A 25,714-nucleotide genomic window follows, 5' to 3' on the forward strand; every position below is an offset into this window, starting at 1 on the left:
TTCCGAACCCGGAAGCTAAGGCCTGGCACGGCGATGGTACTGCACCCGATGGGGTGTGGGAGAGTAGCACGCCGCCGCATCACACTTCCAAGGGAGGGGAGACACCACCACGGTGCCTCCCCTCCCTTGCTTTACAGCCAACACGCAACCGACACCACCGATCGCAACGACGCGACACAACCACAACCGACCGCACCAACCGACACCACCACGCGACCACCCGCCGCAACGACGCAGGGGAAACGACGGCCACGACGCCTCCCGCCCATGCGTCCGCACGCCGACGCCAACCGACACACGCACGACAACCAACCGACCCGACGACACGATGCGCGTCGGTCCGGTCGCGTCCGCGGCGGCACCCGTGCCACCGAACCGACACGGAGGACCGCCCAACGCCGGGCAGAACGCAGCCATGACGTCGTCCACCAATCAGAACCGACGCCAACGACCGAACCACGATCACCGGCACACCTCATCGACACGCCGACACGGTACGGACACCCACCGGACCGGACACCATACGACCCCGACCACAACGACGCCAACCGACAATGTTTGTGTTCAATGTTTTTTCGGTGGTGTGGTCATGGTTTTTCCCGCGGTGTGGGCGGCTGGTTTTCCGCATGATGGTCATCGTCCCCTGATCGGGTGAGGGGGCGTGGGATCGTCCCGCCTGTGGTATTCCCGGAGGTTGCAACCCATAGGCAACTTGACGGCCGGTGGCAGCCGGCCGCGGGAAGGAAAGGACAGTGACGATACCCATGCCCAGACAGCAAGATATCAGGCGGCTCGACGCACAAGGCATTCCCCATGCGGAGATAGCCCGGAGGCTCGGGATCGACCGGGGAACGGTCGCCAAGTACGCGGGGATGGAGGATTGCTCGCCCAAACAGCCCCAGCGCCGGAGGGTCCCCTCGATGCTGGACGAATACAAGCCCTTGGTCGACGAATGGCTGGAGGCGGACCGGTTGATGCCGCGCAAGCAGCGGCATACCGCCAGACGCGTGTATGACCGGCTGGTCGCCGAGTATGAGTTCGGGGGATCGTATTCCACGGTGCTGCGTTACGTGCGCGAGTGGAAGCGCGTGAACCGGGAGCCCGGCGACGGGTACGTGGAGCTGGAATGGACGCCCGGCACGGCGCAGATGGATTTCGGGCTGGCGCGTGCGCGTCTGGCGGGCGAATGGGTCGACGACCACTGTCTGGTCGTCACGTTCCCCCATTCGAACAAACGCTATGCGGTCAGCCTGCCGGCGGAGAACGCGGAATGCATCTGCGAGGGGCTCATGACCGTGTTCAAGCATGTCGGCGGCGTCCCGCACACGCTCGTGATCGACAACGCATCCGGCGCCGGACACCGAGACGCCAGAGGCGAGGTGACGCTCGCGTCCGTGTTCGAGGCGTTCATCAGCCACTGCCGGCTCGACGTGAGGTTCTGCAACCCGTATTCGGGGCATGAGAAGGGCAGCGTGGAGAACGCGGTCGGATTCCTTCGCCGCAATCTCATGGTCCCGCCTTTGGGCGCGGAGACCCATGAGCGGCCCGCCCGTCTCATGCTCGCCAAATGCGACGAACTGGGCAAGTCGATCCACTACCGGACCCTGGATCCGATCGACGACCTGTTCGCCGACGACCTCAAGGCGCTGCGTCCCCTGCCGTCGTGCAGGTTCGACGCGGTGCGCTGGGAGACGAGGAAGGCCGACAAGTACGGCGTCATCGAAATCGACTCCAACCGGTACCAGATCGGCCCCGGCATGCACGGCCGGCGTGTGGACGTGGCCATCCGCGCCACGACGATCACCGTCAAGGACCAGGCCGGCCGCACGGTCGCCGAGCTCGGACGCGTCTACGCGCGTTCGCCGCGCACGATACAGGACCCGGCCAAGGTGTTCCCGCTGCTCGCCGCCAAGCCACGCGCGTGGCATGACTGCTCCATCCGCCCCGACGTGCCCGACGACATAAGGGAATACCTCGACCGGGCCGACGACGGAACCCTTAAAACGAGTCTCCAAGCAATCGCGCGCGCCTGCGAGGCGGCCGGGTTCGGACCCACGATGCAGGCCGTGTCGCACGCCATCGACCTGGGATGGAGACTTGACGCGCAGGAGATGGTGCCCCTGGCCAAGCGCATCGCCGACGGCGACATCGACTACGGGGACGACCTGCCCGACCTGAACAAGTACGACAGGTTCAACCATCCAGGAAAAGAGGACGAATGAGCACGAGACCCGAACCCAGAATCCCGGAGACCAAGCGCCGCCGGGCCGACACCATCGCCAAGAGCGAGCACATCATGGCCTTGAGCAAACACCTGACCCTCACCAGGAGCGTACTGGCCGAGACGCTGGCCGAGGCCACGCCCGCCCAGCTCGACTTCATCGAACGATGGTTCCAGGCCGAGATCGCCAGCCGGGAGGCCGCCAAACGCGTCAGACTGCTGAAGGCCGCCGGGTTCCCCGCGGACAAGACGCTCGACGGCTACGACTGGGCCGGGCTCAAATTCCCCGCGGACTGGGGCAGAACCCAACTCGAAAGCCTCGGGTTCATCGACCGGCACGAGGACCTCGTGCTCTACGGGCCCGTCGGCACCGGCAAGACGCACCTCGCCATCGCCCTCGGACGGGCCGCCTGCAGGAACGGGATACCGGTGAGGTTCTTCACTACGTCCAGCCTGGTCATGCGTCTGAGACGAGCCAAACAGGACAACCGGCTCGACCGGGAGCTCGCCATGATCGGCAAGGCCAGGCTCATCATCCTCGACGAGCTCGGCTACATCCCCATCGACGAGGAAGGCAGCCGCCTGCTCTTCCAGATCATCGCGGACAGCTACGAGACAAGGAGCATCATCTACACCACCAACATCGAGTTCAGCGGATGGACCCGCGTGTTCGGCGACCCCAACATGGCCGCCGCGGTCATCGACCGCACCGTCCACCACGGACGACTCATCCGCTTCCAGGGCGCAAGCTACCGCAGCCGGCACGCCCTCATGACCAAATAACCGGTAACAGACAAGAACAAGGCGGCGTGCGATCCCAAGGATGCTGATCATCCTGCGGAAAACCCGCCGCCCACCCTGCGGAAAACACCACGCCCAAACTGCGGACACAAACTTGCCAAAACACAACCGACAACACACGGCAGCCAGACACAGCACCACACAATAACCCGCCGCGACGACGCGGGGGAGCACGGACACGGCCACGCCACAACGACAACCTTTGACGCCCCACGCGTACCCGCACGGATTCACACCGGCCTGAACGGCCTGTGGACGAGATAATCCGCCAAGGATCCCGGTCCACACTCAATCGATCACACCACCACATGCCCGACCAGACATACCACACGCACCAGCATCCCCCATCCACAATCCTGCTACTATCGGCGTAGTGGCATCGACGCCCCGACCGCCGACGCCGCAGCGAGCGGAGAGAAGACGACGGACGGACGCATCCGGGCACGACGATGGGGAGCGGCATCCGTCCCTCTGCACCCGTTTGCGATGCGCACGGCAGGGAGGACACGACATGGCGATGTATTTCACCACCGACACCCATTTCGGGCACCCGCTGGTCTCCGCGCTTCGAGGCTTCATCACCGTCCCCGCAATCAAAGAGGAGTATGACCGCATAGCGGCCGAACAGGGGCGCGCCGAGGCCACGCTGTACGTCAAGCGGGCCGTGGCCGTCGATCCGTCGCTGAGCATGCGCGCCATCGCCGACACCGACGCGCACGACCGGGCGGTCATCGCATCGATCAACGCGACCATCGAGGCCGGGGCCGACGAGGGCGTCGATCTGTGGATCCTCGGCGACATCGGCTACCGGACCACGATGGAGCACATCCGTCACTGCCTGCGCGCGCTGCATGCGGACCGCCTCCACCTGGTCATCGGCAACCATGACATCAACTTCCACCATCGCGAACTCGACAGCGAGTGGCGGCACGTCTTCGCCACCATCCAGGACTCGGCGCGGGTCGAGATCGACGGCGTGACCTACAATCTGAGCCATTTCCCGTACCGCGACGACCTCGGTCCGGCCCGGTCCGGCACCGACGGCGACCGTGCGTCCGGCACCGGCAGCGGCAGCGCATCCGCCGGCACGCCCGCGCGCGACGGTTCGGACAACGCCTACGACACCGGGTTCGCCGCCGACGCGCTGCCGCGTGACGGCCATCGGCTGCTGTTCGGGCACACGCACCAGCACACCAAGCCCGGCCGCAACCACGACTCCCTCCATGTGGGCCTCGACTCGTGGGACCTCAAGCCGGTCAGCGAGGCTGAAGTCACCGCGTGGTTCGCGTCGTTGTGACCGCGCGCCTGGTCGTACCTCGCAATACGTGCGGAATACGCGTCGCATGACGTGTTCGCTGCTTCGGCCCGGTTCATGTGCCGTTGACCGTCGCCTATTGTCGGGAGCTGCGGTGGCGGCGTCATCCGAGAGGCATCCGAGCAACCATCCGGGCCGTTCATCGCCGAATGCGATGTGAGCGAGCCTCGCCGCCCAGCACCAGTCAAGTCAATGTCAGACACCCATCGCCGGCATGGCACGCGGCCGGCCCTGGAACAGCACCGAATCGATGACGTCCTTGCCGCGCAGTGCATCGATCCACGACGCGGGGATCGCGTCGTACCCATAGACGATGCCCGCCAGCGCCCCGGCGACCGCCGCCGTGGTGTCGCTGTCGTCGCCGAGATTGACGGCCCTGAGCATGCAGTTCGCGTAGGTGTCGGTGGTCAGCAGGCACCATAGCGCGGCCTGCATCGTATCCAGCACGAACCCGCCGGAGCGGATGTCGTCGTCCGAGTTCAGACCCAGCAGGCGCCCCACCTCCGTCTCGCCCGGCGACGGCGCATGCGGCGGCCGGCTATCTCGATGGTCGTCGGATTCGCCGTCGATCGCCCGCGCCACGGCCTCGGTCGGATCCATGCCGGCGGCGAGCAGCCGCGCGATATGGACGTACCGCACGCATGCGTCGCAGGCGATGCGATGCGCATGCGTGATCGCGCTCACCGCGCGGATCTCGTCGTCGCCGGCGTCGGTGAACGCCAGCGGCACGGTGCGCATCAGCGATCCGTTGCCGTTGTCCCGTGGCCCGCCCTGTCCGTGCCCCTGCGCCAGGGCGACGCGCGTCGTGTTGCCGACGTCGAAGGTGCCGCCGACCGTATAGTCGCCGTCGCGGTACCAGCGAACGAACCGCATGCGGATGTCGTCGCAGTCGATGGCGCCGGTGCGCCGGATGCTGTCGCAGATCGCCAGCGCCATGCTCGTGTCGTCGGACCAGGTGCCCGGCAGCTGGTCGTGCGTGCCGAATCCGGTCATCCCGGTGCACCTGAAGCTGCCGCGCGCCCGGAACTCGAACGGCACGCCGAGCGCGTCGCCGACCGCCTGGCCGTAGATGGCGTCGTGAAGCGTGGCACCGACTGCACTGTCCATGATGTCCTTTCGAGAGACCCTGTACGTAAGTCTACGCCGACGCCCGCGCCCGGACCCGCCCGGCCAGCCGCCACGTCCACCAGCTGCCGGCCACGGACGCGACCGCCGCCGACGCGGGGAACGCCCACCAGATGCCGGCCGGGCCGAACCGGGCCGCCAACGCCGTCGCTGTGGGTATGAAGACGATCACCTGCCCCAGCAGCGACAGCACCGTGGCCGCCAGCCGCCTGCCGACGGCCTGCGCACAGGTCGCCTGGATCTGCGCGACGCCGGTGCAGGCCGATCCGGCGGACATGATCGCCAGCACGGCGGCGCCGTAGCGGACGGTCGCGTCGTCCGGCGTCATCAGCCGCAGCAGCAGCGGGCCCGCGCGCCAGGCGAGGAGTGAGGCCGCCACGCCGTAGACCGCCGCGACGAGCGTGGCGAGCCGTACGGTGCCGCGGACGCGCTCAGGCTTCCGCGCCCCGTGGTTGAAGCCGATGATGGGCTGGATGCCCTGCGCCAGACCGGTGACGGGGAACAGCAGCAGCGCGTTGAGCCGGGCCGCCAGGCCGTACGCGCCGATGGCCAGGTCGGCGTCGCCGCCGTACGCCGACGGCGTCGGATCGGCGCCGAACCCGGCCAGCATCCGGTTGACGGCGATGACGGCGAGGCTCTGCCCGCACAGCTGCAGCAGCGTCGGTGCGCCGATGGCCAGTATCGAGCCGATGACGGCGGGGGAGGGCCTGAAGTGCCGGGGCCGCAGACGCAGCCGGCTCCGCCCGGAGACAACGAAGAAGTTCACGCTCATCGCCATCGACACGCACTGGCCGAGCACGGTGCCCAGCGCCGCCCCGACCGCGCCCATCGACAGCCCGAAGACGAACAGGGCGTCCAACGCGATGTTGACCGACAGCGGGATCACCCAGATCGCCATCGCGTACCGGCTGGCGCCCTCGGCGCGGATGAGGTTCGAGAACCCGGTGCCGGTGACCGCCCCGATGAGGATGATGCGCGTGTAGCCGCGCGCCTGGGGCAGTAGCGTGTCGGTGACGCCCATCGCCCCGAGCATCGGGTCGAGGAAGACCAGCCCGAGCACGGTCACGGTGATGGCGACCGCATAGAACGCCAGGAAGGTGTTCGCGGCGATGCGTGCCGCGGTCTCGTCGTCGCCGCGGCCGAACGCGCGCGACATCAGCGACGCGGCGCCGGATCCGAGCGTCGTCGCCACGGCCGACAGCATGACGAACAGCGGGAACGACGCGGCGACGCCGCCGACCGCGTCGATGCCCGCGCCCCGCGAGAGCAGCAGCATGTCGAGCAGGTTGTACAGGTTGTACGCCATCACGCCGAGGATCGATGGCACCGACATGCCGACGACGAGCCGGCCTATCGGGGCCGTGCCGAGCTCGTCGCGCGAGGGCGCGGTCCCGCGCCGCCGCATCATGCCTCGATCCGCCGCAGGCAGGAGCGCACCTGCATGACGGCCCACGCCCGCTGGGCGGCGCCGTACAGCCGGCCGTACCGGAACGTCTCCGCCGCCATGATGACCGCGAGGTACAGGCGGTAGAGCTGGAAGCGCCGGTCGTCGTCGCGGGTGAACACCTGCCGTCCGCCGGCGTCGAGGAACGCGGCGAGGAAGTCCGGCTCGTCGCGGATGTCCTTGCGGAAGACGAACGTCGGGGGCAGGTCGGCCAGCGGATCGCCCCAGAACATCCGCTCGAAGTCGAGGATGCCCTCGATCCGCCATCCGGTGGCGTTGCGCCGCACGAACACGTTGCCGTCGTGGCAGTCGAAGTCCACCAGCGCGGGGTGGGCCACCCCGTCGAGCAGCCCGGCGTGCCGTTCGAGGACGCGCGCGATGTCGTGGTACGGCAGCCGCACACGATGCTCCCGGGCGTCGGCGAGCAGGCGGTCGAACATGCCCAGGAACGCATCGCGCCAGGTGGCGTACCGCCGCGACGGGTCGTCGGTCGGATAGCCGTAGTAGTCGTTGGTGACCGTGTGCATCCGCGCGAGGTACTGCGCGAGGCGGCGTTTGACCTGCGTGAGGTTCTCCGGCGACATCCTGGACTTCGCCTTCGACAGCGGTTCGCCGTCGAGCGCGGTCATGAAGAAGCAATCGGCGTCGATCAACGTCCTGCCGAAGTCGTACGCCAGCACCGTGGGCGCGGGCACGTCCGTCCGTTCGTGCAGCAGCCGGTAGCAGGCGACCTCGGCCCGCATGATGTCCCGTTCGTAGGTGAGCAGCGGCACGCCCGGCCCGACGCCGACCTTGAGCACGATGTCCCGCGCGAAGGCGGTGCACGCGATCCGGTAGATGGCGTTGAACATGCCGCCGTCGAGCTCGGTGAGCGCGGTGACGCGGGCGCCGTCGAAGTGCTCGGCCACCAGCGCGGCGATGACGTCGTCGGATAGACGGTTCTTGGTCCTGCTGTCCATGGTGCCTCCCGTGAGTCGCGGCGCCGTCGCCGACAACGGCGCCCATCGCTCCCACGCTAGATCCGGGGCGTCGCGGACACCCGGCGGCGGTGTATCCCCATCCGGCCTATCGGTGTCCTGGACCGCGGAACAGACGCCGGTACTCGTCCGGGGTGAGTCCGTACGCCCGGCGGAACCGTTTGTACAGCCCCGAGCGGCTGGCGTATCCGAGTAAGCGGGCGATCGAGGCCACGGTCTGGTCCGTGTCCAGCAGCATCCGCGTGGCGATCCGCATCCGCGCGTCGGCGACGCACTCGAGGAAGGTCCGGCCGGTGGACTGCCTGACCAGACGGCTCGCGTAATCGTCGCTGTATCCGATCGACGTGGCGAAGCCGTGCAGGTCGGCGTCGGCGGGGTGCCGCGCCACATATTCGGACAGCCGTCGCGCCAGAGGCGAGAACGGCGCCGTCGCCGCCCCGTCGCCGGCCCGCCGCAGTTCGACGGCGAGCAGCGACAGCCACCCGCGCGCCGCCTGCCGCCAGTGGCCGCGACGCCGCGCATGCTCCACCAGCAGCATGCGTACGCACAGCATCGCCGTATCCGAACACGAGCGGAACACCGCGACCTCGTCGCCGTCGCCGCCCGGTCCGTCGCCGTCGAGCACGGGCCGCATCGCCTCCCGCGCCACGTCGGGGGCGACCATGATCTTGACGATGACCTCGTCGCCGTCGATGGGGTCGATGGCATGGACCGCTCCCGGGCGCAGCAGGCAGACGTCGCCCGCGTGCAGCGCCAGCGTCATGCCGGTGTTCGGGAAGCGCTGCCGGCACTCCCCGCGCATCACGGCGACGATCTCGTGGCAGTCGTGGCCGTGCACGTAGGCCACCTGCGACCGCGTGTGCTTGGCCACGTGCAGGAACGCGCAGGTGCGGACCGGAACGTGGACCGCCGCCAGCGCCGTCACATCGCGCATGGCGAACAGGCGCAGCAACGGCATGCGATGGCGCTCGAGCAGGTCGAGCAGGGCCGGCGCATCGGCGAAATCCCCACGGATCATCGCCTCGATGGCGTGAGGCGAGGCGTAGGCCCGGCGCTCACGCCGCTCCTGGTCGTCGAGGATCGCCTCGACCTGGCCGTCCATCCCGCGCCTACAGCCGCAGCCGCATCTGGTACCAGACCACGTCGCCGTGGGTGGAGCCCGAGACGCCCTCGTTCTCGAAGCCGAGCCGTGCGTAGAAGCCGATCAGGCGATCCTTGCAGGTCAGCACCAGTCCGGACCGCCCCTGCAGGCGGGCGTCGTCGATGACCCGCCGCAGCAGCCGGGTGGCATGCCCGCGATGCTGATAATCGGGGGCCGTGTCCACGCCGAAGATCATCTGCCACGCGCCATGCTCGTCATGCATCGCGGCGTCGGCGTACATCGCGTCGGTGAGGTTGGGCTCGTCGGTCGCGAAGCCGTTGACGAACGCCACGAGCCGGCCGTCGGCGACCGCCGTGGCGTCGGCATGGTCGTCGTCGTGGCCGCCGCCGCGGTCGCTGCCATCGTGGCCGTTGACGTCGCCATCGGAGCCGTCGTCGACCATCAGCCAGAAATGGTCGGGGTACACGGACAGCCGGTCGCGCACCTCGTCGGCGGTGGCGGCCTCCGCCACGGGGAAGCATTCGGCCTCGACTGCCGCGATCGCGTCGGCGTCGGCCATCGTCGCATGTCGTATCCTCATGCCGTCACTGTACCGCGCCGCGACCGTCGCGCACAATGTGTACGTCATCGGGCTCATGTCATCGGGCTCATGTCGTCGGCCGCGTGCCGCCCGTCGCTGCGAAGGCGCGCGACGCGCGAGCCGTTGGGCGCATGCCGCTGGGCGCGTGCCGTCGGCCGCGCCGTTGGCGCACAATGTGCGTACAGCCGGGCGTAAGCCGCCGGCCGCGTCGCGGGGTACAGGCCTCTGGTCGTACCGTCCGCCGCGCGCACAATGTGTACGTCGCCGGATTCATGTCGCCGGATTCATGTCGCCGGCCGCGCGCCGCCCGCCACGGGCCTTCCGACCGCGGGCCGAACCCCACGGGGCGGTCGGCATCGCCGGTTGCTATGATGGGAGCACGTCCGCGGCGACGGATGCCGCGTCACATCCAAAGGGGTTGCCATGTACGGTGAGATCATGGGGGCGATTATCGCCATCATCGTCGTTGTCCTGGTCGTCGCGGTGCTGATCGCGTCGATCTTCGTCGTGCCGCAGCAGCAGGCGTACATCATCGAGCGGTTCGGCAAGTTCAGCAAGGTGCAGTTCGCCGGCATCCACGTCAAGATCCCGGTGGTCGACCGCATCGCGATGAAGACGAACATGCGCGTCTCCCAGCTCAACGTGCAGCTGGAGACCAAGACGCTCGACAACGTGTTCGTCACCGTGGTCGCCTCGACGCAGTTCCGCGTGAACCCCGAGAACGTCGCCACGGCCTACTACGAGCTGCGCGACCCGGCGGGCCAGCTGCGCTCCTACATGGAGGACGCGTTGCGCTCGGCCATCCCGGCGCTGACGCTCGACGACGCGTTCGCCCGCAAGGACGACGTGGCCGCCGACGTGCAGAAGACCGTCGGCGCCGAGATGGCGCGCTTCGGCTTCACCGTGGTCAAGACCCTGATCACCGCCATCGACCCGAGCCCGCAGGTCAAGAGCGCGATGGACTCGATCAACGCCGCCCAGCGCGAGAAGGAGGCGACCCGCCAGCGCGCCGAGGCGCAGCGCATCCAGATCGAGACCCAGGCCGCGGCCGAGGCGGAGAAGACCCGTCTGCAGGGCGAGGGCCAGGCGAACTACCGCCGCGAGATCGCCAACGGCATTGTCGACCAGATCAAGAGCCTGCAGGCCGTCGGCATGGACATCAACGACGTGAACAACGTCGTGCTGTTCAACCAGTACCTCGACGTGATGCGCTCGCTGTCCGAGTCGAGCAACGCGAAGACCGTCGTGCTGCCCGCCTCGACGCCCGGCGGCTACCAGGACCTCTATGAGCAGGTCACCAAGGCCATGCTCACCGCGGGGGAGGCCAAGTAGGCCGGATATGCGGGCGGCCGCCTACCCCGGGCGGCGGTCCCGGCGAACCGTGGCGGCCGCCGGCGCGGCACCGAGGCCGCCGGCGAACCATGATATGGAAGGAAGGTCGGTGCCGGACGATGTGGGCATCCACTGCCAATGGGCGGTCGGTGACACATCGTCCGGCACCGACCTTGTCGTTTGGCCGGTCGGCCGCACGGACGCGTCGCCGGGGCAAGGTCCGGAATCCGGTTCTTCCGATGACGAGGCGAGGCGGGCGGGGGATCGCCGGGCGGCGGGACGTGCGGCTCTTGCCATGCGTTGCCGGCCTTCATATGTTGCCGTCCTCCGCGCATACCGGCCCTACCGCGCCGCGGCGGCCGGACCGCGCCTCCACACGACCGTCCCGGCCTTGATCGTGGCGAGCACGCCGAGGTCGCGCAGGCAGTCCGGCGCGTCGGCGTCGAGCGGGCATTCCAGCGGGTTGCGTTCCAGCACGGCGAGGTCGGCCAGCTTGCCCGGTTCGAGCGTGCCCTTGCGCGCGCCCTCCCCGTACTGGTTCGCCGCGTTCGCCGTCACCGCCCGCAGCCCCTCATAGACGCCGACGCGCTGCGTCGTGTCCAGCTGCACGCCGGCCTTGGTGACGCGCGTCGCCGCGCACCACGCCGCCTCGAACAGATTCGGCTCGATGACCGGCGAATCGGTGTGGAAGGTGAAGGGCAGCCCCAGATCGAGCGCGTCGCGCACCGGGCTGATGCGCATGGCCCGGTCTCGCCCCATGTTCGCCAGATGGGCGTCGCCCCAGTACCAGGTGTGCGAGACGAAGATGGACGGGATCATGCCCCAGGCGCGCATCCTGGCGAACTGGTCGCGCCGCGCGAACTGGCAATGCACCATGACCGGGCGCAGCTCGCGTTTGCGGGGGTTGGTCGAGGCGGCGAACGCCCGGGCGTACAGGTCGAGGTAGGCGTCGCCCGCCGCGTCGCCGTTGCAGTGGCACAGCAGCTGGCGCCCCGAGTCGATCGCATCGAGGGCGAACCGGTAGGCCCGGTCGAGGTCCACCGTGGCGTGCCCGCGGTAGCCGGGGCCCTCCGGTCCCGGCGTGTACGGCTCGGTCAGCCACGCCGTGCGCGCCTGCGGCGAGCCGTCCATGAACAGCTTGCATCCGCCGAACCGGAAATGCCCGCGGTATCCGGGCGCGTCGAACGCGGCGTGCTCGGCGAAGATCGCCGTGACGTCCTCGCCGAACATCGGGTAGGAGACCAGGTCCAGCCGGAGCAGGCCGGCGTCGGCGGCGTCGGCGAACACCGCGGCGTCGTGCGCGGTGGTGGCGCCGTCCTGCACGGTGGTGATGCCGTGCGAGGCGTACAGGTCCTGCATGTCGCCGAGCAGGTCGTGCATGTCGAGCCGCTGGTGCGACTGGATGTAGGTGAAGATCGGCGACATCGCCGGCGGCTCCTCGCACCGGCCGTCCGGCGTGCCGTCGGCGTCGCGCCGGTACCGCCCGCCGACGGGGTCCGGGGTGTCCGCGCCGATGCCGGCGAGCTCGAGCATGCGGGTGTTGCAGGCGAGGTTGTGGCCGGACACGTGGTTGACCACCACCGGCAGCGCGGTGCTGACGCGGTCCAGGTCGTGGCGGGTCGGCATGAGGCCGCCCTGCAGGTCGTTGTTGTCCAGCCCCACGCCGATCAGGATGACGCCGTCGTCCGTCGCGCCGCCGGCGGCGCCGAGCGGCCAGTGCCGCTTCGCCGCGAAGCCCGCGAGCAGCCGGACCACGTCGTCGATGCTGCGCGCGGCGCCGAGGTCGGCGGCCGTGAAGTACTGCGTGGCGCCGCTGAAATGCGAATGCGGGTCGATCAGGCCGGGCATCACGCAGCGGCCCTCCAGATCGATCTCCCGCACCGCGCCGTGCCCGCCGGCGGCGTCGCGCGCCTCGTGCAGCGGCCCGGTGAAGGCGATGACGCCGTCGTCGTCGACGACCATCGCCTCGAATCCGTCGTGTTCGCCGGTCATCGGCAGGAATGTCGCGTTGGTGTAGATCTGCATGGCGTCCGCCTTCCTTGAGGGATACTGCGAGTCTACGCGCATGGCGGGCGGACTCGCGCACGGCCCTCGGGGGGGGCGTCGGGACGCGGCGCGGACGCGCGCGGCTCGACGGCCGAAGACCGGATGCCCCCGGGCGCGCCGAAGAGGCGGTCCTTCGACGAAGTCCGGCCGGACCGGAGGCGGACGGACGGGCTCCGGTCAGCCGGCCAGGTAGTCCGCGATGGCGCCTGCGGCCGCGTACCCCTTGCGGTACATGCGCTCCAATCCCTCGTAGGTCTTGGTCAGCGTGCTCAGCCCGCACAGGTCGTCCGGCGCGAGGATCAGCGCACGGCCGTCCTTCTCGTACTCCTTGGCCAGCGCCACCTCGTCGTTGTAGGTCCTGTAGCGGTTGAGCAGACGCTCGGCCGCGGCCGGGTAGCTGCGCCTGAGGATCGCCGCCGGGGCGACGTCCTTTTTCTGCTCGCGCAGCACGTCCCTGAGCCTGGTGAGCACCACGACGACGCGGTCGTACCCGTCGTCGATGGCCTTCTGGATCGGCACCGGGTCCGCGATGCCGCCGTCGTAGTAGGGCACGCCGTCGATGATGTACGGCTCGTTGGCCACCGGCACCGAGCTGGAGGCCTTGATCGGGTCGATCGACTCGTAGCCGAGGTCCGCCCTGGTGAAGTACTTGGTCGAGCCGTCGCGCGCGTCGCAGGCGACGACGGTGAACTCGGCCGGGTTGGCCAGGAACGTGTCGTAGTCAAGCGGATATTCGCCGTCGTGGTCGCTCAGCGTGCCGTACACATAGTCGAGGTGCACGAAGTTGTGGTCCTTCAGGAAGTTCTCCGTGCTCGCGTACTCCTTGCGGAACGCGTACTCCGTGTAGAACCTGTGGTTGCGCCCCGGCTGGTTCGCCAGGAACGAGGTGATGTTCGCGCTGCCCGCGGACACGCCGTAGCAGCCGTCGAACGTGATGCCGTCGGCCAGGCAGCGGTCGAGCACGCCGGCGCCGAAGATGGCGCGGTACCCGCCGCCGACGTCGATGATTGCGGTCCTGTGTGCTGTATGCGTCATCGTCATCCCTTTCCGTCCCAGCCGAGCTTACGCGTCCGCCGGGGACAAGCCGGACATGCCGGACGCAAACTGGGCATGTCCGCCGAAGATGTGCGTTTCGCCGCAGGCTTACCGGGGGCGGGCCAGCAGCGTGCGGGAGAGCTCGGCGATGCGCGCGGACCTGTCGGAGTTCGCCAGCTCGACGCCGCCCCCGGCCCCCTCGGGCGCCAGCCTACCGAGCGACTCCAGCACGACGCCGAGATGGCGCACGGTCCCCTCGTTGCCGTCGATGACGGCGGCCGAGTCGGGCAGCAGCTCGCGGAAGTAGTCGCGGTAGAACACGAAATGCGTGCAGCCCAGCACGACGGCGTCGATGGCGTGCAGGTCGTACCGGTCGAAGTAGCCGTGCAGCGTGGCCATGACCCGGCCGTGGTCGTCCAGCCCGCCGTCCTCGACGATCGAGACCAGGTCCGGGCACGGCTCGGGGAAGATCGTGTGGTCGGCCTTGAACCGGTCCATCAGCGCGGCGAACTTGCGCTCGCGCAGCGTCAGCGGCGTCGCGGCGACGATGACCCGCTGACGGCGGCCATGCCCGCGGTCGCAGGCCACCTTGAGCGCCGGCTCCATGCCGATGATCGGGATGTCGTAGCGTTCGCGCAGCTCGTTGACCGACGCCGACGTCGCCGTGTTGCACGCGATGACGACGGCCTTGACGCCGCGGCGCACGAACCGCTCCACGATGGCGTCCGACAGCGCGCGCACCTGGCCGGGGGTCTTCGTGCCGTAGGGCGCGTTGGCGGAGTCGCCGAAGTACAGCACACGTTCGTCCGGCATGTCGCGCCGGATCTCCCGGACCACCGAGATGCCGCCCAGCCCGGAGTCGAACACGCCGATCGGCGCATCACAAGCCATGCCGTTCCTTTCCTCGTGCCGTTGGGGCCACTACCAGCATACCCGCGGCCGCCCGCGGGCAGGCGGCGCGCGGCCCCGCGCCGCCCGGGCGCCCCCCTCGCCCCCGGTCATACGCCCCCCGCGCTACGCTCGGGTTCCATGAGTATTCCCAGTGCAGTGTTCAAGGCGCACGCCACCGGCAACGACTTCGTCGTGTACGCCGACCCCGACGGCGTGTACGAGCCGACCGCGGACGAGGTGCGGTTCCTGTGCGACCGGCATTTCGGCATCGGCGGCGACGGGCTGATCCGCCTCGCCCATCCGGACGCGGTGTCGGACGTGACCGGGGCGCAGATCGCCGACTGCCGGGCGAACGGCGCCGACTGGTTCATGGACTACCGCAACGCCGACGGCTCGCTGGCCGAGATGTGCGGCAACGGCACCCGTGCGATCACCCTGTTCGCCCAGCGCCAGGGCATCGCCGACGGGCCCGGCGGCCTGCCGTTCCACCTGGGCACCCGCGCCGGCGTCAAGGTGCTGGCGGCGCTGGGCGAGGTGCCGCCGTACGGCGCCGACGTGTTCCGCGTCGAGATGGGCGCATGGCGGATGGGCCGAGTCAACGCCTACGCGGTCAGGATCCCCGGCGTCATCGGCGAGGGGCGGGGCACGTTCGTGGACATGGGCAACCCGCACATCGTCGTGCCGGTCAAGGACGGCGGCGCCACGCTGCCGGACGTCGGCGAGCTGGACCTGGCGGTGGCGCCGGAGGTCTCCCCGCGCCTCGAGCACGGCCAGAACGTGGAGTTCGTGCGCGTCGACGGCGTCGAGGGCGAGGTCGGCCGCGCCACGATGCGCGTGCACGAGCGCGGCTGCGGCGAGACGCTGTCCTGCGGGACCGGGCTGTGCGCCACCGGCGTGGTGCTGCGCGCCAAGACCGGCGTCGACCATTGGGACATCACCGTGCGCGGCGGCATCGTGCGCGTCGACGTCACCGACACGGACGTCAGGCTCACAGGGTCGGCCGTCGTGGTCGCCCGCATCGACCTGCGGTGAGGCGGGCGGCGCGCGTCAGGAGAACAGCGCCGGGCCGTCCACGACGAGGATGAGCGTGACCAGGGCCAGCACCCACACCAGGTCGATCATCAGATCGATGTTGAGCCGGTAGTAGGCGCGCAGGCCCCTGGCCCGCGCGGGCAGCCGGCGCACGGCCGCGGTCGCGTGCGACAGCGCCATGAACTGGATCGTGGTGGCGAACATCAGCGTCAGGCACCACGGGCACAGCGCGTGGATCACGAACATCGACTGCGTGGTCAGCCAGTACGAGTACGCCAGCGCCGCCAGCCCGCCCAGCCAGGTGCACGCGGCGAACCAGCGCGGCACCGCCACGCGGCACATGCCGACCACGGCGATCGTGACGAACACCGATTCCGCGGCGATGCCGAAGAACGCGTTCGGGTAGCTCAGTCCGGCGAACTTGACGATCTCCGCCTGCCAGGACTGCATGACGGTCGAGCACGACAGCGTGCCGTTGACGTCGCAGGCGAGCTGCTGGCCGGGGTGGCGCGCCAGCTCCAGCGTCTCGGCGGAGAGCACGAACGAGGCCACGAGGGCGACCAGCGAGGCCACGAGGACGACGCCGTAGGTCCAGACCGCCCCGTGCCGCCATCCGGTCAGCGCCGGCTCGGCGCCGTCCGATTCGGTCGCGGGGGAGGGGGAGGTCGTCGGATGTGCGGTTGCTGAAGCGGTCATAACGTCCCTTTCGTCGTATCCGCTGCCAATATACACCGCGCGGGCGCCGGCCGGATCCGCGCCCGGACGCGGCGACGCGACGGCCGTCGGACGTGCCGGACGCGCGGGCCGGCATCGCGGCCTCGCCGGTCCTGACGGTGAGGCCCGGACGCGCGCGGCCTCGGCGGGCGGACGACGACGCCGGTTCCCGTCGCGGACGCCCCGCGCGCCCGCATATGCGCCTGCCGCAGGCCGCCGGCGAACTTGTCCTGCTGGCCGCCCGCGCGCCCGCATATGCGCATGGCGCCGAATGTTCCTTAAGATGGGGGTATGACCAGCACAACGAACCCGGGCGCCGCGCCGTCCTCGGGATGGGACATCCACTGCCACACGGCGTTCTCGGACGGCACCGAATCCCCGACGGCGCTCGTCGCCGAGGCGGGGGCGGCCGGACTGCACGGCGTCGGCATCGCCGACCACGACACCACGGCCGGATGGGACGAGGCCGTGCGCGCCGCGCGCCGCGCGGGCATGCCGCTGCTGCGCGGCACCGAGATCACCGCGGTGGACGACGGCGTGTCCGTGCACATGCTCGGCCTGCAATACGATCCGCTCGACCCGCATATCCGCGACCTGTTCGCCGCCACGCGCGAGGCCCGGCTGGCGCGCACGCGCCGCATGGTCGAGCGCATCGCCAAGGACTACCCGATCACCTGGGAGGACGTCCTGGCGCAGGCCAGACAGGGGGAGCGCACGACCATCGGGCGCCCGCACATCGCCGACGCGCTGGTGGCCGCCGGCGTATGCCGCGACCGCGAGGAGGCGTTCGCCGGCGTGGTCAGCGCGCGCAGCCCCTACTACATCCCCACGCCCTCGCCGACCGCGTCCGTGGTGGTGGCCGCGGTGGCCGGCGCCGGCGGCGTCAGCGTCATCGCCCACGCCGGCGATCCGGGGCGCAACCGCGTGCTGTTGTCCGACGCTAGGATCGAGCGCCTGGCCGACGAGGGGCTGGGCGGCATCGAGGTGTGGCACCGCGGCAACCCGCCCGAGCAGCGCGAACGGCTGCTCGCCCTGGCGGGCCGCCTCGGGCTGCTGGTGACCGGCGGCTCGGACTGGCACGGCGCCGGCAAGCCGAACCGGCTCGGCGAATGCCTCACCGACGACGACACGGTCGCCGAGATCATCCGTCGCGGCGCGATCCCGGCGATCCGGTGACGCGCCGCGCCGCGCCGTCACAGCGCGCCGAAGCCGACCGCGTGCTTGGTCTCGGAGCCGATGATCGCGTAGCCGAGCGAACGGGCCGGCACCACGATGCGGCGGCCCTTGTCGTCGGTCAGGTCGATGGTGCGGTCGTTCGCCACGGCGGCCTCGATGACGGAGGCGACCTCCTCGGCGCTCTGCTCGCTGCTGAAGCTGACGGTGCGGGCCACGTCGCGGATGCCCAGTTCGATATCCATGCAATCCTCCTACTGATCGGCGCCCGGCTCGTGCCGCCGGGCTGGAAACGGTTGTCGCTGTCCTATTGTCCCGTCGTCCGCGGCGTTACGCCTTCGGCATGGACGTTCCGGTCTGCCGGGCGTGAGATCCGGTCTCGGCGGCGTCGCGTCGCGCGCGCTCCTCGCGCTCGACCAGCGGGATGACCACGGTGGCCATCGACTCGCCCTGCGCCTCGGCGCGGTCCGCGGTGTCGTCGTCGGGCTCGTCGTATCCGCCCGACGCGTTCGCGTTCGCCCGCTCGGCGGTGCGCCGGATCCCGGAGAGCGCCACGGTCTCGGACGTGGTGTGGGGCGTGGCCTGCGGCCGGGTGGAACCGGTCGTCGCCGGACGGTCGGCCGTCGAATCGGCGTCGGCCTCGCCGGCCGATGCGATCTGCGACGAGCCGGTGCGGTCGGTCTCGCCCGTGCGGTCGGTCTCCCCGGTACGGTCGGTCTCTCCGGTACGGTCGGTCTCCCCGGTGTCGTCGGCGGCGTCGGCGACGGTGTCCGCCTGCGCGCGGCGACGCTCGGACTCGTCGAGCAGCGTGCCGACGGTGATGGTGCTCGGCGGCCTGCCCTCCCGCCTGCCGGCCTCGGCGGACGGGCGGGACGGCCCGGACGCGTTCGCGACCGCGAGCTGGTGGGCGAGCCGCTCCACCTGCGCCTTGAACTGCATGATCCGGGCGTTGTCGGCGCGGCCGAGCGCCTGGATGAACTCGCCGACCTGCTCCATCTGCAGCCACAGGTTGGCGCGCAGCATGATCAGACCGTCGAGCCGCGAGCCCAGCATGCGGCCGTACGCGGCGAGCACGGCGTTGCGGTGCGCGTCGTCGAGCCTGGCATAGACCCAGGCCAGGTCGCGGGCGGGGTCGTTGACCTGCATGTCCTGCCAGTTGGTGATCGCGGTGACGGTCGACCCGGAGAACAGCACGTCGCCGTCGCTGAATCCGCCGTGGACGAAGCAGGTCGCGAACGACCACAGGCCGTCGGTCTCCAGGATGCGGGCCCAGCTGCTGGTGATCTCGGCGGGGATGTGCCCGGCCTGGCGCAGCCGCTTGATCCATGCGGTCAGCTGGGCGCGGATCTGCCCGGTGGCGAATGTGGGACAGCCGGACTCCGCCAGGAACGTCGGGCGCAGGCGGTGGATGGCGCCGATGGCCGTGCCGATCGCGGAGCAGTCGTCCATCGTCAGCAGGTCCAGCGGCCGTGGCGCGCCGGCGTTGTGGACGGCCACCAGGACGGAGGTGTCGCCGGTGGGGCCCTTCGGCTTGCCGCCGTCGGCGAACGCGAGCACGCGGTCGAGCGAGAAGCCCAGGCCGCCGGGCTCCCGGGCGGTCGCCAGCGTGTCCGCGGCGCGCACCCGGCCGGCGAGACGTGCGCGTCCGGCCTCGGTGTCGGAGACGTATACGTCGTAGAGCTTGCCGGCGGCGTCCTGCACGACGGCCTGGTCGATGCCGTTGGCGCCGTCGGTCGGGCTGGGCTGTCCGGCGTCGCGCACGCCGGAGACGACGATGCCCGGCATCGCCGCGGATGCCAGCGCCGCCAGCTGGAACTTGCTTCGTTGAGTCACAGTTCCACAGTAGTACACGCCGGCCGCGAACCCGCGTCAACCGCGCCGTTCCCGGGCAAGGCGTCCACATTCGCGCCCGGCGGCGGACCGGCGCGCCATCGCCCGCCGCGAACGGACGGGGCGGCTGACACAATGGGGGCATGGCAACTTCGGCTGACTCGATTCTGGATGGGCTGGACGACGCGCAGCGCGCCGCGGCGGTGGCGCTGGACGGCCCGGTGCGCATCGTGGCGGGCGCGGGCGCGGGCAAGACCCGCACCGTGACGCGCCGCATCGCCTACGCGTGCGCGAGCGGCGCCTGGGATCCGGCGCGCACGCTGGCGGTCACCTTCTCGGTGAAGGCCGCGGCCGAGATGCGCTCGCGCCTGGCCTCGCTCGGCGTCGGCGACGCGGTGACGGCCGCGACGTTCCATTCGGCGGCGCTGCACCAGCTGCGCCGCGTGTGGCCGGACATCGGCGAGGCGCCGTTCCCCCACCTGACGGACGACCCGCGGCGCATCGTGGCGGAGGCGCTCGCCAGGGCGGGCGGCGGCGAGGCGGATCCCGTCACGGTGCGCGACGTGCAGGCGGAAATCAACTGGTGCAAGGTCTCGCTGATCGCGCCGGACGACTACGCGCGGGTGTGCGCCGCCACGCACCGCCGCCCGCCGGCCGCGCTGGCCCCGGACCGGTTCGCCGACGTCTACCGGATGTACGAGACGGTGAAGAACGGCCGCGGGGAGATCGACTTCGACGACATCCTGCTGATGGCCTGCCATGTGATCGACGAGTTCCCCGACGCCGCCGCGGCGATCCGCTCCTCGATCCGCTGGCTGACCGTCGACGAGTACCAGGACGTGTCGCCGCTGCAGCACCGCCTGCTGACCCGCTGGCTGGGCGGCAACCGCGACGTGTGCGTGGTGGGCGACCCGGCGCAGACGATCTACTCGTTCGCCGGGGCGACCAGCTACTACCTGCTCGGCTTCGCCGACGAGTTCGCCCCGCTGGGCGCGGACGTCGACCTGGCGACCGACTACCGGTCCACGCCCGAGGTGGTGCGCTGCGCCAACCGGGTGCTCGCCGCCTCGCCGAACCGCGGCGACTACCTGCGGCTGTCGTCGGGCCGCGAGGGCGGGGCGCGCGTGCGGCGGACGGTGTACGCCAGCGACGAGGAGGAGGCCCGTGCCGTGGCGGTGCAGATCAGCCGTCTGGTGGCGCAGGGCGTGGACCCGGGGCGCTGCGCGGTGCTGACCCGGCTCAACGCCCAGCAGCAGGTGGTCTGCGCGGCGCTGCGCGCCGAGGGGCTGCGCTACCGGGTGCGCCGCGACGCCGGATGGCAGCGCACGTCGCTGGCCGACGACGGCGGCGAACGGCTGGCGATGCTGGAGGCCCTCGGCGTCGCCGGCGCCTCGGGCGTGACCGTCTCGACGATCCACGCGTCCAAGGGCCTGGAGTTCGGGCATGTGTTCCTGATCGGATGCTCCGAGGGGCTGCTGCCGTACGGTTCGCCGGCGCCGGGCGACGACCTGGAGGAGGAGCGGCGGCTGCTGTACGTGGCCGTGACCCGCGCCGAGGACACGCTGCACCTGTCCTACGCGCGCAGCAAGGACGGCGTGGGCGGCGCCGTGCGCTCGGCCAGCCGGTTCCTCTCCTGAACCGGCCGAACGGCTGCGGGCCGGCCGGCAACGGCGTCGACGAAGGTCGCCCGCGGACGGCCCGCCGAGCGGCTTTGCGGCCTCGCGACGCCTGGCGCCGGTTAACGACGCCTAGCGCCGGTCGGCGTCGTCCGTCGGGGCGGATCCGTCGTCGGAGTCGGAGGGAGCGTTGTCGTCGGGAGCGTCGCCGGTGGAGTCGGCGGAGCCGGAAGACTCCGGGGACTCCGGGGAGTCGGTGGACGGCGTGGAGGCCGCGCCGTCCACGTCCCCGGAATCCGCCAGCCCCTCGTCGAGCAGCCTGCTCAGCTCGGCGTCCCAGTCGATCGTGTCCGTCGCTCCAGGCTCGCCGGTCCCGGCCGCGGACGGGGAGGCGGCGTCGTCCGCGGCCGGCGCGGCCTGGGGGCCGTCGGAGGGCAGGGCCGGTAGCATGTCGGGATGCGTCCAGCGGCCGTCGCGGGCCGCGTCGCCTTCGGCGGCGCCGATCGACTCCCACAGCGCCGCGGCCTCGCGCATGCGCTTGGGGCGCAGACGCATGCCCAGCAGGTTCTCGAACGTGCGCTGCGCGGGGCCGCCGGTCGCGCGCTCGCGGCGCAGCATCTCGCGCAGCTGCTCGATGTGGGGGATGTGCGCCATGCCGGCGCGCCACGTCACGCAGTCCACCCAGCCCTCGACCAGCGCCAGCATCGTCTCCAGCCCGGCGAGCGCCTCCTGCTGCTCGGGGGTGTCGGGGATGCCGACCTTGGTCAGGTTCACGGCGCCCGACAGCGACTCCGGGTCCATCGCGCCCGCGTCGCGCAGCTGCTCCTCCATCGCGTCCAGGTCGATGCGGATGCCGCGCGCGTACTTGCCGATCAGCGCCTCGAAGCGCGGCATCAGCCACGGCACGGAGGCGAACAGGCGCGCGTGCGCCATCTCCTGCAGCGCGATGAACGCCATCACCTCCTCGACCGGGAGGTCCAGCGACTCGGCGTAGGCGACGACGTTCTGCGCGATGAGCGCGCCGGCGGGGTTCGTCAGCAGGGCGATGCCCTGGTCGAATCCGCCGCGCACCTCGTGCGACAGCGCGCCTGCGGCCCGGCCGAGCTGCATCGCGAACGACGTGTTGGCCAGCAGCCGCATGAGCTGGCCGGGGTCCTTCATGCCGTCGGGGATCAGGATCGGGACGGGGCCGGCGAACATCCCGGCGATCTCGCCGTCGATCGCGCCGCCGAGCCGCTCCGAGATCACCGAGGCGAGCGCGTCGTTCATCGACTGCGCGACCGGCGCGGCGAACTGCGCCCAGGCGTCCAGCGTGCCCTCCACCCAGCCGGCGCGGGTGAGCACCTGCGTCTCGCCGGGCACCGGGTCGAACTGGCAGGCCGTGTCCAGCCACAGGTTCGCCTCGCTGATGGCGCGCCGCGCGATCTGGCCGACCTCGGCGCTCACCGTGCGCTGCGACCCCTCGTCGTTGGCCTGCTGCAGGGCGAGCGACTTGGCCAGTTTGACGTTGATGGGGCCCTCCTCGACGGTGCGCCGCATGTCGCCCATCGTGTTCAGCCCGCCGGCGGCGAAGGCCTGCATCAGCGACTGCACCTCGGCGGGCTTGGGCAGCCTGCTCGGGTCCTGGCTGAGCAGCTGCATGCGGATCTCCTCGGGGAGCTTCGAGATCTGCTGCCACGCCATCTCCCCCTGGATGGGGCCGAAGCAGTCGATGAGCCATTGGCGGATCGCGTTGTCGTCCATGAGTCCCTGCCTTCTCACGTTCAGGTTATCGTCGGTTGGTTCCATAGTATGGGAGGTATGCCGAATATGCACTCGTCGCGCCGGGTTCACGCCAAGGGCGCATTGTCCAGATTCCGTGGATATTTTCTCACCCGCTCCCTGCGGTACTGCGCGGGGCTGTTCGCCGTGCTGCTCGGGCTGGTCGTGCTGGTCGCCCCGAGCGCGTACGCGGTGGAGACCCCCGGGCCGACGCAGGACGTGCTGGGCTCGACCTCCTCCGGCGAGGTGATCGCGGTGGAGGGCGCCGAGACCTACGAGGACGACGGCGAGCTGCTGCTGGTCACGGTGAACGCCTCGGGCGTGCCCGGCTACCCGATCTCGAACGTCATGGCGCTGATCGGGTGGGCGGACCCGCGGACCGTGGTGATGCCGCACGAGGCGGTCGTGCCGATCGGGCAGAGCGCCGAGGAGTACGCCGCCGAGAGCGAGCAGGAGATGAGCTCGTCGCAGGATGCGGCGACCCAGGCCGCGCTGTCGTACCTGCGCTCGCAGGGGATGGACGTGGACGGCGTCGAGGTGCGCATGCACGTCGACGACATCGGCGGGCCCTCCGCCGGCATGATGTACGCCCTGGGGGTGATCGACAAGCTCACCCCGCAGGACGAGACCGGCGGGCTGACCATCGCCGGGACCGGCACGATGGACGCGGACGGCAACGTGGGCTCGATCGGCGGCATCCGGCTGAAGATGCTGGGCGCCAGGCGCGACGGCGCCACGTGGTTCCTGGCCCCCGAGGCCAACTGCGGCGAGGTCGTCGGCAACGTGCCGGACGGGCTGCGCGACGTGAGCGTGTCGACGCTCGAGGAGGCGTACCGGGCGCTGGTGGCCATCGGCAACGGCGAGGGCGACGCCCTGCCGCACTGCGCCGTCGAGTGACGTCCGGTATGTGGAACGGGGCGCGACCGACGCCGCCGAGTTCACATGGACGTTCGTGCCGGTTTGCTATATTGGCGAACGTGAATCAAACAGCATCACAACACGCCGAGGAGTTCGGATTCGACCGCGGTGACATCATCCAGGAGTGGCTGTGGGACGACGACGTGGACGATTCCGTCCGCGCGGCCATCGAGGATCTGACCGGCGAGGACCTGGTCGACGAGGACTTCGGCTCGGCGGTCGACGGCGTCATCATTTGGTGGCGTGACGGCGACGACGAGGACGAGCTGTCCGACACCATCGTCGACGCCTATGCGGTTCTGGGCGACGACGGCCCCCTGTGGGTCCTGACCCCGAAGCCGGGCCGTCCCGGCGCGGCGAGCTCGAGCACCGTGCAGTCCGCGGCGAAGACCGCGGGCATGAACGCCGCCACCCCGCTGACGGTGAGCCCTGACTGGAACGGCATCCGCCTGCGCGCCTTCGGCAAGGGACGCTGACGGATGCGGCCTGCGGGCCGTCGCAACGGCGCATCGGAGGTGTGTCGGAACGGCCCGGCCGACGACGGTCGTGGCCTACGGAACCCGTTCGGCGTAAGTTCGGGAAACGCCAAGCGTGATGGGGCAAGGTGGGCGATGAGGGGCTCGAACCCCCGACATCCACCGTGTAAAGGTGGCGCTCTGACCAACTGAGCTAATCGCCCGCATCGACCCACTGTAGCGTATGCCGTGAACCGCGCCGGGCGCGCGCGTCGCGGCGCCCGCGCCCGCCGGCGCGCGGCGGATGCGTCGGTTCCGCGGTTTCTCGCCGGACGGGGTGCCCGAGTCTCAACAATCACGTAATGTGGGACAGGAACAAGTTATCCGTAGGAGGTCGATGGCCAATGGCGCAGGAACCGGAGAACGGCAGGAACGCCTCGGGAATCGCACGCGCGGGCAAGCGCAGGTGGGGGTACGACCCCACCCAGGTCGATGCGTTCCTGGAGCGTGCGCACACGTTGTACGAAAGCGAAGGGGCCCAGCTCACGCAGCAGGACATCCAGAACGTCTCGTTCGATCTACGCAAAAACGGGTACGTGATCAGCCAGGTCGACGCCGCCCTGGCCCGTCTCGAGCGCGCCGTGGTCGACAAGCGGACCACGTGGGAGATCACGCGCAACGGCCGCGTCGCGTGGAAGGCGCAGACCGAGGAACTGTACCGCAGCATCGCCCGGCACGCCTCCCGGGCCGCCCGCGAGCGGTTCGGCGACGGCAAGCCGAAGGCGCCGTCGTACGACCGCAGGCAGGTCGACCGTCTCGTCGACCAGATCGTCGACAAGGCGGCCGCCGAGCTCGGCCTGGACGGCGTGACCGAGGCGGACGTGCGCAAGCTGGTGGACCTGAACGCCTCCAGCGTCGCCAACGTCATCTTCACGCAGCGCAAGGGCCGCCGCGGCTACGACGAGCGCCAGGTGGACCACTTCCTCAACGCCTGCGTGCGGCTGCTCAGCCGCATCGAGTCCTACGCGCGCGTGGCCGACTACATCGGGGACGCCGAGGGCCCGTCGCGGGCCGCCGGGGCCGCGGCCACCGCCACGGTGCCGTCGCTGTTCCCCGAGACGGACGCCGGCGCGACGATGCCGGTCTCGTTCGCCCCGGCCGCCTCCGGTGATTCCGGCGATTCCGGCGATTCCGATGACTTCGACGCGCTGAGCAAGGCGGAGCAGGCCATCTTCACCGCTCCGGCGCCCGCCCCGCAGGCCCCCGTCGTCCCCGCACCGGCGCCGGTCCGTCCCTCGCCCGAGCCGGCGGCCGCCATGCCGCCGTCGTTCGCGCCCTCCGTGGTC

General features: G+C 70.5%; 22 protein-coding genes and 1 tRNA gene. 10 read left to right on the top strand and 13 right to left on the bottom strand.

Annotated features, from left to right (window positions below):
- Positions 1-752 precede the first annotated feature (752 nt).
- The 3 genes from istA (at position 753) to KIH73_RS10015 (ending at position 4,319) form a co-directional block, all read left to right on the top strand.
- Positions 753-2,222, top strand: a complete 1,470-nt coding sequence (gene istA / locus KIH73_RS10005; RefSeq protein WP_219083104.1) for an IS21 family transposase — start codon at positions 753-755, stop codon at positions 2,220-2,222.
- Entirely contained in the window at positions 2,219-3,004 is a 786-nt protein-coding gene (gene istB, locus KIH73_RS10010) for an IS21-like element helper ATPase IstB (RefSeq protein WP_219083105.1), read from the top strand. Before istA ends, istB begins: the two co-directional genes overlap by 4 nt.
- Positions 3,005-3,533: 529 nt before the next feature.
- The gene (locus KIH73_RS10015) at positions 3,534-4,319 is read left to right on the top strand and encodes a metallophosphoesterase family protein (protein ID WP_219083106.1); all 786 of its coding nucleotides are present in this window, start codon (positions 3,534-3,536) and stop codon (positions 4,317-4,319) included.
- Positions 4,320-4,532: 213 nt separating this feature from the next.
- Here the strand turns inward: KIH73_RS10015 and KIH73_RS10020 are convergent, their stop codons facing one another.
- The 5 genes from KIH73_RS10020 to KIH73_RS10040 all read right to left on the bottom strand — a co-directional run bounded on the left by KIH73_RS10020 (position 4,533) and on the right by KIH73_RS10040 (position 9,565).
- Positions 4,533-5,444: an ADP-ribosylglycohydrolase family protein gene (locus KIH73_RS10020; protein ID WP_219083107.1), complete on the bottom strand. Its 912-nt coding sequence runs from the start codon at positions 5,442-5,444 to the stop codon at positions 4,533-4,535.
- Positions 5,445-5,475: 31 nt separating this feature from the next.
- Positions 5,476-6,870 carry an MATE family efflux transporter gene (locus KIH73_RS10025; RefSeq protein ID WP_219083108.1) on the bottom strand — a complete coding sequence of 465 codons (1,395 nt, stop codon included), beginning with the start codon at positions 6,868-6,870 and terminating at the stop codon, positions 5,476-5,478.
- Positions 6,867-7,865 (bottom strand): phosphotransferase family protein, encoded by a 999-nt coding sequence (locus KIH73_RS10030; RefSeq protein WP_219083109.1) that lies wholly within the window; start codon positions 7,863-7,865, stop codon positions 6,867-6,869. Before KIH73_RS10030 ends, KIH73_RS10025 begins: the two co-directional genes overlap by 4 nt.
- 106 nt (positions 7,866-7,971) lie before the next feature.
- Positions 7,972-8,985 (bottom strand): helix-turn-helix transcriptional regulator, encoded by a 1,014-nt coding sequence (locus KIH73_RS10035; protein ID WP_219083110.1) that lies wholly within the window; start codon positions 8,983-8,985, stop codon positions 7,972-7,974.
- A 7-nt stretch (positions 8,986-8,992) separates the two neighbouring features.
- Positions 8,993-9,565 carry a GNAT family N-acetyltransferase gene (locus KIH73_RS10040; RefSeq protein ID WP_219083113.1) on the bottom strand — a complete coding sequence of 191 codons (573 nt, stop codon included), beginning with the start codon at positions 9,563-9,565 and terminating at the stop codon, positions 8,993-8,995.
- 438 nt (positions 9,566-10,003) lie between these two features.
- On the opposite strand from KIH73_RS10040, the gene KIH73_RS10045 reads away from it, so the two are divergent.
- Complete coding sequence (locus tag KIH73_RS10045; RefSeq protein WP_219083115.1) at positions 10,004-10,897, top strand: SPFH domain-containing protein; 894 nt, start codon at positions 10,004-10,006, stop codon at positions 10,895-10,897.
- A 342-nt stretch (positions 10,898-11,239) separates the two neighbouring features.
- Here KIH73_RS10045 and KIH73_RS10050 read toward each other — a convergent pair whose 3' ends face one another.
- The 3 genes from KIH73_RS10050 to murI form a co-directional block, all read right to left on the bottom strand.
- Entirely contained in the window at positions 11,240-12,922 is a 1,683-nt protein-coding gene (locus KIH73_RS10050) for an amidohydrolase (protein ID WP_219083117.1), read from the bottom strand.
- Positions 12,923-13,120: 198 nt separating this feature from the next.
- Positions 13,121-13,978, bottom strand: coding sequence for a patatin-like phospholipase family protein (locus KIH73_RS10055; RefSeq protein WP_236022720.1), 858 nt, complete (start codon positions 13,976-13,978; stop codon positions 13,121-13,123).
- A gap of 108 nt (positions 13,979-14,086) precedes the next feature.
- Positions 14,087-14,869 (bottom strand): glutamate racemase, encoded by a 783-nt coding sequence (murI, locus tag KIH73_RS10060; protein ID WP_219083121.1) that lies wholly within the window; start codon positions 14,867-14,869, stop codon positions 14,087-14,089.
- A 138-nt stretch (positions 14,870-15,007) separates the two neighbouring features.
- Here murI and dapF point away from each other — a divergent pair, with 138 nt between their 5' ends.
- Entirely contained in the window at positions 15,008-15,901 is an 894-nt protein-coding gene (dapF, locus tag KIH73_RS10065; protein WP_219083123.1) for a diaminopimelate epimerase, read from the top strand.
- A gap of 15 nt (positions 15,902-15,916) precedes the next feature.
- Here dapF and KIH73_RS10070 read toward each other — a convergent pair whose 3' ends face one another.
- The gene (locus KIH73_RS10070) at positions 15,917-16,597 is read right to left on the bottom strand and encodes a vitamin K epoxide reductase family protein (RefSeq protein ID WP_219083125.1); all 681 of its coding nucleotides are present in this window, start codon (positions 16,595-16,597) and stop codon (positions 15,917-15,919) included.
- Between the two features lie 309 nt (positions 16,598-16,906).
- Between KIH73_RS10070 and KIH73_RS10075 the strand changes: the two genes are divergently transcribed.
- Positions 16,907-17,791 carry a PHP domain-containing protein gene (locus tag KIH73_RS10075; protein ID WP_219083127.1) on the top strand — a complete coding sequence of 295 codons (885 nt, stop codon included), beginning with the start codon at positions 16,907-16,909 and terminating at the stop codon, positions 17,789-17,791.
- A gap of 17 nt (positions 17,792-17,808) precedes the next feature.
- Here KIH73_RS10075 and KIH73_RS10080 read toward each other — a convergent pair whose 3' ends face one another.
- Together KIH73_RS10080 and KIH73_RS10085 are read right to left on the bottom strand one after the other, a co-directional pair.
- Complete coding sequence (locus KIH73_RS10080) at positions 17,809-18,033, bottom strand: DUF3107 domain-containing protein (protein ID WP_219083129.1); 225 nt, start codon at positions 18,031-18,033, stop codon at positions 17,809-17,811.
- An 85-nt stretch (positions 18,034-18,118) separates the two neighbouring features.
- Positions 18,119-19,573, bottom strand: coding sequence for a phosphotransferase (locus KIH73_RS10085; RefSeq protein ID WP_219083137.1), 1,455 nt, complete (start codon positions 19,571-19,573; stop codon positions 18,119-18,121).
- A 188-nt stretch (positions 19,574-19,761) separates the two neighbouring features.
- On the opposite strand from KIH73_RS10085, the gene KIH73_RS10090 reads away from it, so the two are divergent.
- Positions 19,762-21,255, top strand: coding sequence for an ATP-dependent helicase (locus tag KIH73_RS10090; RefSeq protein ID WP_219083131.1), 1,494 nt, complete (start codon positions 19,762-19,764; stop codon positions 21,253-21,255).
- A gap of 111 nt (positions 21,256-21,366) precedes the next feature.
- Here KIH73_RS10090 and KIH73_RS10095 read toward each other — a convergent pair whose 3' ends face one another.
- A complete protein-coding gene (locus KIH73_RS10095; RefSeq protein ID WP_219083139.1) occupies positions 21,367-22,977 on the bottom strand; it encodes a zinc-dependent metalloprotease in 1,611 nt (536 codons plus the stop codon).
- Between the two features lie 66 nt (positions 22,978-23,043).
- On the opposite strand from KIH73_RS10095, the gene KIH73_RS10100 reads away from it, so the two are divergent.
- Positions 23,044-23,892: a YlbL family protein gene (locus KIH73_RS10100; RefSeq protein ID WP_219083141.1), complete on the top strand. Its 849-nt coding sequence runs from the start codon at positions 23,044-23,046 to the stop codon at positions 23,890-23,892.
- A gap of 71 nt (positions 23,893-23,963) precedes the next feature.
- The gene (locus KIH73_RS10105) at positions 23,964-24,389 is read left to right on the top strand and encodes a DUF3052 domain-containing protein (protein ID WP_219083133.1); all 426 of its coding nucleotides are present in this window, start codon (positions 23,964-23,966) and stop codon (positions 24,387-24,389) included.
- A 129-nt stretch (positions 24,390-24,518) separates the two neighbouring features.
- On the opposite strand, the gene KIH73_RS10110 is transcribed toward KIH73_RS10105, so the two are convergent.
- Positions 24,519-24,592 (bottom strand) — tRNA-Val (locus tag KIH73_RS10110).
- 180 nt (positions 24,593-24,772) lie between these two features.
- On the opposite strand from KIH73_RS10110, the gene KIH73_RS10115 reads away from it, so the two are divergent.
- Positions 24,773-25,714: DivIVA domain-containing protein (locus KIH73_RS10115; protein ID WP_219083135.1), on the top strand; the 942-nt coding region annotated here is incomplete at its 3' end.

This window comes from Bifidobacterium phasiani (assembly GCF_019331775.1).
Classification (GTDB): Bacteria; Actinomycetota; Actinomycetes; order Actinomycetales; family Bifidobacteriaceae; genus Bifidobacterium; species Bifidobacterium phasiani.

Excerpts from the sequence above, each read along its gene's own strand:
- istB (WP_219083105.1), top strand. The coding sequence starts at position 2,219 with ATGAGCACGAGACCCGAACCCAGAATCCCGGAGACCAAGCGCCGCCGG.
- KIH73_RS10015 (WP_219083106.1), top strand. The coding sequence starts at position 3,534 with ATGGCGATGTATTTCACCACCGACACCCATTTCGGGCACCCGCTGGTC.
- KIH73_RS10020 (WP_219083107.1), bottom strand. The coding sequence starts at position 5,444 with ATGGACAGTGCAGTCGGTGCCACGCTTCACGACGCCATCTACGGCCAG.
- KIH73_RS10025 (WP_219083108.1), bottom strand. The coding sequence starts at position 6,870 with ATGATGCGGCGGCGCGGGACCGCGCCCTCGCGCGACGAGCTCGGCACG.
- KIH73_RS10030 (WP_219083109.1), bottom strand. The coding sequence starts at position 7,865 with ATGGACAGCAGGACCAAGAACCGTCTATCCGACGACGTCATCGCCGCG.
- KIH73_RS10035 (WP_219083110.1), bottom strand. The coding sequence starts at position 8,985 with ATGGACGGCCAGGTCGAGGCGATCCTCGACGACCAGGAGCGGCGTGAG.
- KIH73_RS10040 (WP_219083113.1), bottom strand. The coding sequence starts at position 9,565 with ATGAGGATACGACATGCGACGATGGCCGACGCCGACGCGATCGCGGCA.
- KIH73_RS10045 (WP_219083115.1), top strand. The coding sequence starts at position 10,004 with ATGGGGGCGATTATCGCCATCATCGTCGTTGTCCTGGTCGTCGCGGTG.
- KIH73_RS10050 (WP_219083117.1), bottom strand. The coding sequence starts at position 12,922 with ATGCAGATCTACACCAACGCGACATTCCTGCCGATGACCGGCGAACAC.
- KIH73_RS10055 (WP_236022720.1), bottom strand. The coding sequence starts at position 13,978 with ATGACGCATACAGCACACAGGACCGCAATCATCGACGTCGGCGGCGGG.
- murI (WP_219083121.1), bottom strand. The coding sequence starts at position 14,869 with ATGGCTTGTGATGCGCCGATCGGCGTGTTCGACTCCGGGCTGGGCGGC.
- dapF (WP_219083123.1), top strand. The coding sequence starts at position 15,008 with ATGAGTATTCCCAGTGCAGTGTTCAAGGCGCACGCCACCGGCAACGAC.
- KIH73_RS10070 (WP_219083125.1), bottom strand. The coding sequence starts at position 16,597 with ATGACCGCTTCAGCAACCGCACATCCGACGACCTCCCCCTCCCCCGCG.
- KIH73_RS10075 (WP_219083127.1), top strand. The coding sequence starts at position 16,907 with ATGACCAGCACAACGAACCCGGGCGCCGCGCCGTCCTCGGGATGGGAC.
- KIH73_RS10080 (WP_219083129.1), bottom strand. The coding sequence starts at position 18,033 with ATGGATATCGAACTGGGCATCCGCGACGTGGCCCGCACCGTCAGCTTC.
- KIH73_RS10085 (WP_219083137.1), bottom strand. The coding sequence starts at position 19,573 with ATGCCGGGCATCGTCGTCTCCGGCGTGCGCGACGCCGGACAGCCCAGC.
- KIH73_RS10090 (WP_219083131.1), top strand. The coding sequence starts at position 19,762 with ATGGCAACTTCGGCTGACTCGATTCTGGATGGGCTGGACGACGCGCAG.
- KIH73_RS10095 (WP_219083139.1), bottom strand. The coding sequence starts at position 22,977 with ATGGACGACAACGCGATCCGCCAATGGCTCATCGACTGCTTCGGCCCC.
- KIH73_RS10100 (WP_219083141.1), top strand. The coding sequence starts at position 23,044 with ATGCACTCGTCGCGCCGGGTTCACGCCAAGGGCGCATTGTCCAGATTC.